Origin of the sequence: Ekhidna sp., from assembly GCF_965228795.1 — a bacterium.
Lineage (GTDB): Bacteria > Bacteroidota > Bacteroidia > Cytophagales > Cyclobacteriaceae > Ekhidna.
In genome coordinates, this window is record NZ_OZ245839.1 from 1822125 (window position 1) to 1829972 (window position 7848).

At 37.0% G+C, this 7848-nt stretch carries 6 protein-coding genes; 2 read left to right on the forward strand and 4 right to left on the reverse strand.

Features of this window, described 5'->3' with window-relative positions; translation table 11 throughout:
- Nucleotides 1-2: 2 nt before the first annotated feature.
- On the forward strand, nt 3-1163 hold the full coding sequence (locus ACQK2H_RS08320; protein WP_425390972.1) for a lanthionine synthetase LanC family protein: 1161 nt from the start codon (nt 3-5) through the stop codon (nt 1161-1163).
- Nucleotides 1120-2013, forward strand: a complete 894-nt coding sequence (locus ACQK2H_RS08325; protein ID WP_425390973.1) for a phosphotransferase — start codon at nt 1120-1122, stop codon at nt 2011-2013. The genes ACQK2H_RS08320 and ACQK2H_RS08325 overlap by 44 nt, the downstream gene beginning before the upstream one ends.
- Before the next feature lie 585 nt (nt 2014-2598).
- On the opposite strand, the gene ACQK2H_RS08330 is transcribed toward ACQK2H_RS08325, so the two are convergent.
- From ACQK2H_RS08330 to ACQK2H_RS08345, 4 genes are all read right to left on the reverse strand, one after another.
- On the reverse strand, nt 2599-3528 hold the full coding sequence (locus ACQK2H_RS08330; protein ID WP_425390974.1) for a serine hydrolase domain-containing protein: 930 nt from the start codon (nt 3526-3528) through the stop codon (nt 2599-2601).
- Nucleotides 3497-3700 carry a hypothetical protein gene (locus ACQK2H_RS08335; RefSeq protein WP_425390975.1) on the reverse strand — a complete coding sequence of 68 codons (204 nt, stop codon included), beginning with the start codon at nt 3698-3700 and terminating at the stop codon, nt 3497-3499. The genes ACQK2H_RS08330 and ACQK2H_RS08335 overlap by 32 nt, the downstream gene beginning before the upstream one ends.
- Before the next feature lie 91 nt (nt 3701-3791).
- Nucleotides 3792-5348: a flavin-containing monooxygenase gene (locus tag ACQK2H_RS08340; protein ID WP_425390976.1), complete on the reverse strand. Its 1557-nt coding sequence runs from the start codon at nt 5346-5348 to the stop codon at nt 3792-3794.
- A 54-nt stretch (nt 5349-5402) separates the two neighbouring features.
- Nucleotides 5403-7826 carry an ABC transporter permease gene (locus ACQK2H_RS08345; RefSeq protein ID WP_425390977.1) on the reverse strand — a complete coding sequence of 808 codons (2424 nt, stop codon included), beginning with the start codon at nt 7824-7826 and terminating at the stop codon, nt 5403-5405.
- Nucleotides 7827-7848 lie beyond the last annotated feature (22 nt).

A 7848-nucleotide genomic window follows, 5' to 3' on the forward strand; every position in this document is an offset into this window, starting at 1 on the left:
CAATGTTTCCTGAGGAGATTGGTCATCCCGGACTCATGTATGGTGATAGTGGAATTGCTCTATGTTTGGGATTTATCTGGAGTAAGACAAATGATGATGGGGTAGCGCATAGAGCCTTAGATCATCTTAAAAAAGCTTACAGAAAAGCGTCTAAGAATGATACCTCTTTAGGATCTGGATTAGCAGGTATTGCATTGACATTTAGGCTACTTATAAGCTTTGGATTGATAAAAAATGATGACATTTCGATCTTGAAGAAGATGGATGAATTGATAACTAATTCGATTCGAAATGATCTTAAAAATTCTAACCATGATTTTTTGTTTGGTGCACTAGGAAAAATCCATTACTTGTATTGGGACAATTGCCTAAATGGTAGTTACAGTAGTGATTTGTTAATTGACATACACGACTATTTTTTAAATAATTTGGTCGCGACCAATAGGGGAATGTTTTGGTCAAATAGCCCAGGGGATCAATTCTATAACGGAAAGAATTATAATTTAGGTCTTGCTCATGGACAATCTTTAATAATCTATTTTCTTGCAAAAACTCTTTTTTTTAATACTAAGCAAAATCGATTGAAAGAAATAGTCAATGAGGCTTGCAATGGAATTATTGCTAATAAGCTTAAAAATGGTATTTCCTACTTCTCGAATTACTCTGATCACAATAGATCCACGAAAACTTCATGGTGTGGGGGAGACATAGGGATTATTTATGGACTTTTAGCAGGATATGAAGTAACAGGAAATAAGGAGACATTGAATGAAGCTATTTCTGCAGTTAAGTTTAATGCTAGTCGTCAGTTAAACGAAAGTTTGCTTAAAAGATCAAAAAATATTGTCGAAACAAATTTGTGCCATGGGATACTCTCACCAACAATATTATTTTGGTTAAGCCATGAAAGATTTTCCTGTGAAGAAGTTAAAAGTGCTAACCAATATTGGCAAGAACAATTTTTCAAATCAATCAGGCTAGAAGTCCCTCTTCAGTTCAACTATGCATCCAAAAAGTGGGAAAAGGTTAATGGACTATTATCAGGAATAGCTGGAATTGCGTTTTTCATGTCTGGTGTGCTTTTTAATGACATGACTGTGTTTAACAAACTTTTTTTGCTTGAAGCCTTCCAAGATCCTTCAGAAGGAAATCCCAAAAATTAAGGTGGATTTTCTTGAAGAGGTAGAGGCTGGAAATACCTCTACTGTTTACAAAATTAATTGTAGAAAGAAAATCTATTATTTAAAAATGTATACAAAAGGATCAGCTGAGATTGAGAATTTTATACTGAAAGAGCTAAGTAAAGTGACACATATTGTGCCTAGAGTAGTTGGGTCAAGTGATCGAAATGAAAAATCATTCATTCTTTTAGAAGAAGCTGTTGGGGAAGAGATTTATAAAAACACATCGAATTTTGCAAACAGAAAACTTCTCAACTCGTTTGGGAAAGAGTTGGCAAAAATTCACTCAATACATACCTTTCAATTTGGTAAAATTGAAAAAATTCAGAATAATATGCTATTTGGCACATCAATTTTACAAGAGAAAACAATTAGTGCTGAATTTAGAAACGATTTAATTACCTTATTGAATTTTGAATTAGTTGATAGACATACAGTTTATTTTTTAGAGAAAATCGTTTTAGAAAATTTATCGCTTAGCACTACAGGAAATCCAAGACTTGCTCATGCCGATTTGAGTATGAATCACGTATTTGTTCAAGATAATAGAGTTTCTGGGATAATTGATTTTGGAAATGCTCGATCTTCTGATATTCACTATGATTTTGCAATTATTAATCTTGAATGGAATTGTGATATTAACGCAATCATTGAAGGTTACATGCTGAATAATAAAAATGAATTCTCGATTAGGAAAATGAACTATTTCACAATCTTAGCGGGAGTCTCAAGAATCTCTTGGTGTCTCCGTGATGGAATGCTTTCGCCCAACAGCAAGAAATGGTATTTAAGGATGTTGGGTATTATCAAAAAATCTTCTCTTATGATTTGATTCATAATTCTCCTATTTATGATCAGATTTCCTAGTGGATTTAGATATTCTTTAGGGCCAGTTTTAATTCCAATTAAGGCTTACTTAAAGACTAATTGACGTTAAAACAAAATTAATTTCTTACGATAGATAATTTAGAATAACAATAAGAGTCTAAGCACTAGTAGTTGAGAAACAAATCCCAGTACAAACCTGTCTCAATTAAGAGATAGGCGATTAACTGGTACATGAAACACACCAGTTATCTCAATTCAATAAAAAAATGTATTTTTAATTCGTAACCCGAAACTTATACTTCCGATATTTGTCAAGTTTATTTACCGGCCTACTCTTCAAAACATCAAGCTAAGAATTTTATATGAACAATCCATATTCCGATAGAAGCGTGGCGGTATTTTGGAAGATGGTTGTTGGCTAAAGTACTGGTATAAAAATGTGAATAACTCTGCGGGTTTTGTTAGGCTAAAAGCTGTAGAAACAAATGCTCTGCCACATTAATATCAGAATCTGAGCGAAGAAGCTTGCTATATTATGAAAAGATGAGAAGTCATTTTTGTAATAGGTTTATGAAAAAACAGATAAATACTATTTATTATTCTTTATTTGTACTTTCTTAAGTCTTCGTAGCAATAACGTGGATCTCAACTTTAAATCTGTACTACCCCAAGTGTAGTTTCTTAGTATTACAACGCCATATTTTGTATCCTTTTCATATGCAAAATTTGCGCGATATCCTGGAGCAATTCCTTCATGTCCGATTCGATGAATGATACTGTCTTTGTATGTAAATAAACCAAGTCCATAATTCTCCTCCCAGTTTGTGCTTTTACTTTTTGTGGTTTGCATGATATTTAAGTACTCTTTCTTTAAATCACTCTTAAATCCCATCAGAGAAATCACGAATTTGGCTAGGTCATTGGCAGTTGACCATACTCCTCCACTAGAAGTCGCCCATCCTCTTCCTGCAAGTTCTTTGAGGGGTTTTTCTTCATTGTAACACCCAATAGACCCTCCCAGTCTACCTATCGCAATATTACCCTTTTTTGAGATTGGTATTTTATAGAAAGTGTTTTGCATACTCATTGGCTCAAAGACCTTAGAAGATAATAAATCTGGTAGTGCTTTATTAGTTGCCCTGGTCAAGGCCAAGCCAAGGATCCCAAATGCAAGATTTGAGTAGATGTATTGTTCATCAGGCCTTGCTTCAAAGTAGGCATTTGGAAATACTTCCAGTAAAAGGCTTTCCCAATTGTCTACGCTTCCAATTTTTTGTGGCACTTGAGGTTCGTTAGCCAACCCGGACATATGACTGGCTAGCAAGCGAAATGTAATCTTAGGAGTTTCTCTATAACCCTTAATTTTTTTGACTTCAGGCAGGTATTCTTCAATCGCGCCATCCAGTTCAATAGTGTTATCCTGAACTAAAAGCATTATTACATACGCTACTAATGATTTGGATATAGATCCTGTTCTATAGACACTATCAGTTGTTGCCTGAGACCTTTTTGAAGTCATGAAAACCAAATGCTTTGGATCGAATTAAATTGTCCTCCTTTACAATCGCCATTGAGATGCTTCCCTTTAAATCATCATCTCTCAAGTCTTTTTGGAGCTGCCATTCAAATTCTTCAAGTATCAAGTCAATTTCTGAATCAGAGTGGCTTGTGAGTTTAGTTAAAAGACTCATATCATTATGGATTATTCCAGTTGAATTCATCAAATTGAAATCGTAATGCCGACTTTGCGTAGTTTTTCTTTTATAAAAATTCTAAATTGAATCAAACTTTACTTTGTGCGGCCATTACTTTGAGATTTATCAATCCTAAAATCGGTTTACAGAATATAATGACAAAGAAAATTACCATCCTCCTCCTCCAAGAATATGCAATTGGTAAAGAAGTAATAGATGATTTAGTGTTTTCGTTAGGACTCACATCATTGATTCTATAAAAAGATGGTAGTTGCGATCCAAATAAATATTTAGGGAGTAGCCGCAGGTTCTTTCCTTTCAGAAAGTTGGGCTTACACCCTATGAGTTTTGCCATATCATTCATGAAGTCATGATAACTAATAAGTGAGTTTATCCTCTTACTGTCTTTAAACACTTTTTCATAGTAGGCTGCATCTTTTGAGATAGTAGCTTGCATTCTATCAATTGATGGTAAGCTTTTCTTTTCTGATATCAGCATAGCGATGTAGCGAGATTGCATCTCAGAACAAGCAGGGAGGCCTCCCTGAGTAGGTCTTGCCCACCCAACGATGCAAACCTTATCTCCATATTCTGGATGTATCATGTGTTTGAAAAGTCTTCTTGGGTTTTCAAAATCTGAGCCGAACGAAAAGCTATCTAAGGATGTCTGGTATCCTGTGTTGCATAGGATAACATCTGCTTTAATCTGGTCCCCATTAGTAGTAAGAATAGTATCACGGGTAAGTGACTTGACCTCATCCTTTTTAAGAATCAATCTTTTTTGGATGATGTCTTCAATGAAAATGTCACTTTTCGTTAGGAACTTGCCAATAAATGTTTTTCTTTTATAAATCCATTCTTGTACAAGTCTTTCCCCAGTCGTCATGTTTTTTTTGAATCGCAAATAGTAAAACGCTTTGATCTTCATGAAAAAGTCGATACCCCTCGCACCCATTTTGTAAAAAGCAAACGCAGTGTAAGCATCGTTTGTAAAACCATTGATCCAGCGTGGAATCACATTAGGGTAGTCTCTTACCAACACTTCACATTGAGTAACCTGGCTGATTTCATGAACTATATCAGCGCCCGATTCACCTAGTCCGATGCAAACAACACGTTTACCTCTAAAAGCCGCTGCACCTGGGTAGTTACTGGAGTGTAAAATCTTGCCTTCGAAACCTTCTTGTTGATCAAAAGTTGGAGTCAAAGGAGTGAAATTACTGCCGCCACAAATGATCAGATGATCAACATGATAAGTAGAGGATTTTTTTTTATCGTTTTTCACCTGAACCACTACTTGATGGCCATCAATATCGGCATGGGTTACCTCATGCGAAAATAGGATGTGTTTCTTTAGATCAAATCTCTCCACATAGTCATCCAAGTACTTCCGGTATTCCACTACTTTCCAATACCTTCTTTCAGTGCCTGGATCAGGCATAAAATCAGAGTATGCCATAAAATAGTTCGATACAGTAAGTTTTAGATTGTCATATGATCGCCCCCCTTTTAATATGGGTCTGAAGGCCCCCCCGAAAGTCTCCTGTGATTCGAAACATATTGGGTCAATACCTTGGCTGAGCAGCTCTTTGATAGTAACTAAACCAGACGGACCGGCTCCAATTACGCCTACTTTCTTTTTCATTTTTCGCTAATAAAATAGTTGAGAATAAAAGCAGCTTTTTTTAAAAAAATAAGTTTACGATTGTCTTAGTGATCGCACTGGATTTGCCTGAGCTGACTTTATAGATTGTAATAATACAATTATCAATCCCAGGAGAAGTACCAGAAAACCAGGAATTAAGTAGATATACCATTTAATGTTTACTTGGTATGCAAACGCTGCTAGCCACTCATTAATCATATAGTCAGCCGAAGGGATGGCTAGTACGATGGCTACCAATATGAGAAATACATACTCCTTAGAGAATTTCACGAGGATGCTTTCGGTGGAGGCACCAATTACTTTTCGAATACTTATTTCTTTCGCCTTTTGGTCGATATTAAATGCAGATAAGCCAATCAATCCCAAAGCCGAAACAATGATACAAATAACTGACAGTAATGAAATCAGTTGCATCTGGATTTGCTCTGCCTGATATTGTTTTTCAAACTCTTGATTTACAAACGAATACTCGAAAGGATGCGCCGGATCGAATACCTCAAACTGCTCTTTTAAAAAGGCCAGTGTTTGATCCAAGCCTTTCTGCAAAACCCTTACATGTAAGGCACCTGATTCTCTACCTGATCTTAAAATCACCAAAGGGCCTATCGAGTTATGAAGCGATTGAAAATTAAAGTCTTTCACCACTCCGATCACATGCATGTCTACCTTTCCGTTGAAGAAACGGACTCGCTTATTCAACGGATTCCTTGCCCAACCCAGTTCTTCCGCAGCGGTCTGATTGATGATCACTCCTGGACTCTCACGCCTGGAGTCTTCAGGACGGAAATCACGACCTTCAACAATTTCCATTTCCATTGTTTTCAGATAATCACTGCCAGTGATGATCACACCAAGTGATTTAATCACCATTTCCCCATCTTGCTCTACACGAAATGCCGGACTATGTACATTGATTCCTGGTGTTGTTCGTGCAGATGTTATTGATAGTATATTAGGGTTAGAATACAATTTGTTGCGAATTGCATCTACTTTACCTGTCATGGACCCTTGAAGCGGAATTACCAATAGATTATCCTTGTTAAATCCAATATCCGTCGATTTAAGATAGCTTGTTTGCTGATTCATCATGACTACCAGCAGCACGACGAAAATAGATACCGAAAATTGCAGAACAATTAAACTTTTTCTTAAGTAGGTTTCAATACGATTGGTCTGAACACTTCCCTTAAGCGCAGAAGTGACTTTGACAGAGGGGATGTACGCTGCTGGATAGAGACCAGATATGAGACCGACTGAGAGAGATATTATGAGTACTCCAAATAGTAGCTGTGGATTGCTTAGGAAGTTAAGGTTTAGATCTTTATTGATCCAACTATTAAAAGGAGTTGCTTCCAATACAATAAAGACAATAATGATGGCAAAGAACATCGCCAGAAGGGACATAATCAGTGCTTCAGAGAGAACGGAGAAAAACAATTGTCTACGCGTCGAGCCTAGTACTTTTCGTATGCCGATTTCTTTGGTTCGAACAATGGACCTGGCGGTAGCCATGTTCATATAATTGACGCTCACTAGCAAAATTACAAGCAGACCAATAGTGGCGAAAGTATACAAGTAACTTAAGTCTCCTTGCACCTCATCATCTTGCAAATCAGAAGTATAATGGATATCACTTAAAACAGTCAAAGCAGAGGTAGCAGAGCCCTCGATTTTCTTGCCGAAAGAAGTATAGTGATTTTCAAAAATAACTTGGAATCGGTCATTCCAATCGTCAGCACGGTATTCCTCAGGCATCAATACGTACGTGTAGCAACGAGGATTCCAAAACGCCTCTGATTTTCGGATCAAGTCTTCTGTGTTCGCAAACCTTTTTCTTTCTGAAATCTCAGAAAGCAGCAGATCATATTTTAAATGTGAATTGTCTGGCAGGTCTGAGATTACAGCGGAGACTGTACGTTTTTCTCCAGTTGGCAAAGTAATTACTCTGCCCAATGCTGGTTTGTCGCCATAATATTTTTTTGCGATGGACAAAGTGAGAACAACTTTACCGGGTCCACTAAGACAGTTTTTCGGGTTTCCTTCGAACACCTCATGAGTGAAGAGTGACAGAAGTGACGAGTCCGTTTCCATAACCCGCTCTTCATAAAATTTAGCTTCCTTACCACTTTTATTGTGGACTGTGATCATGGTCTTATCGAACAAATTGAATCGCACGTAATTAAGTACTTCAGGGATCTCTTTCTTCAAAAGCGGACCAAGTTCCCGAGGCGTCCTAGCCGTATTATATTCCCCACTCTTGGTCTTCATGTATTGAGAAACACGGTATACGCGATCACCTTTTGAATGATGGGTGTCATAGCTTAGTTCATTTTGCAAATACAGAAGAAGGATGATGCCTATTCCTATACCAAGGATTAACCCCAGGAGATTGAGTAACGTGTAAGCTCCTTCCTTGCGAAAAAATCGAATGGCGAAGCTGAAATGGCTGGAAAACATGTTTTGTTTAGGTTTTAAGGTT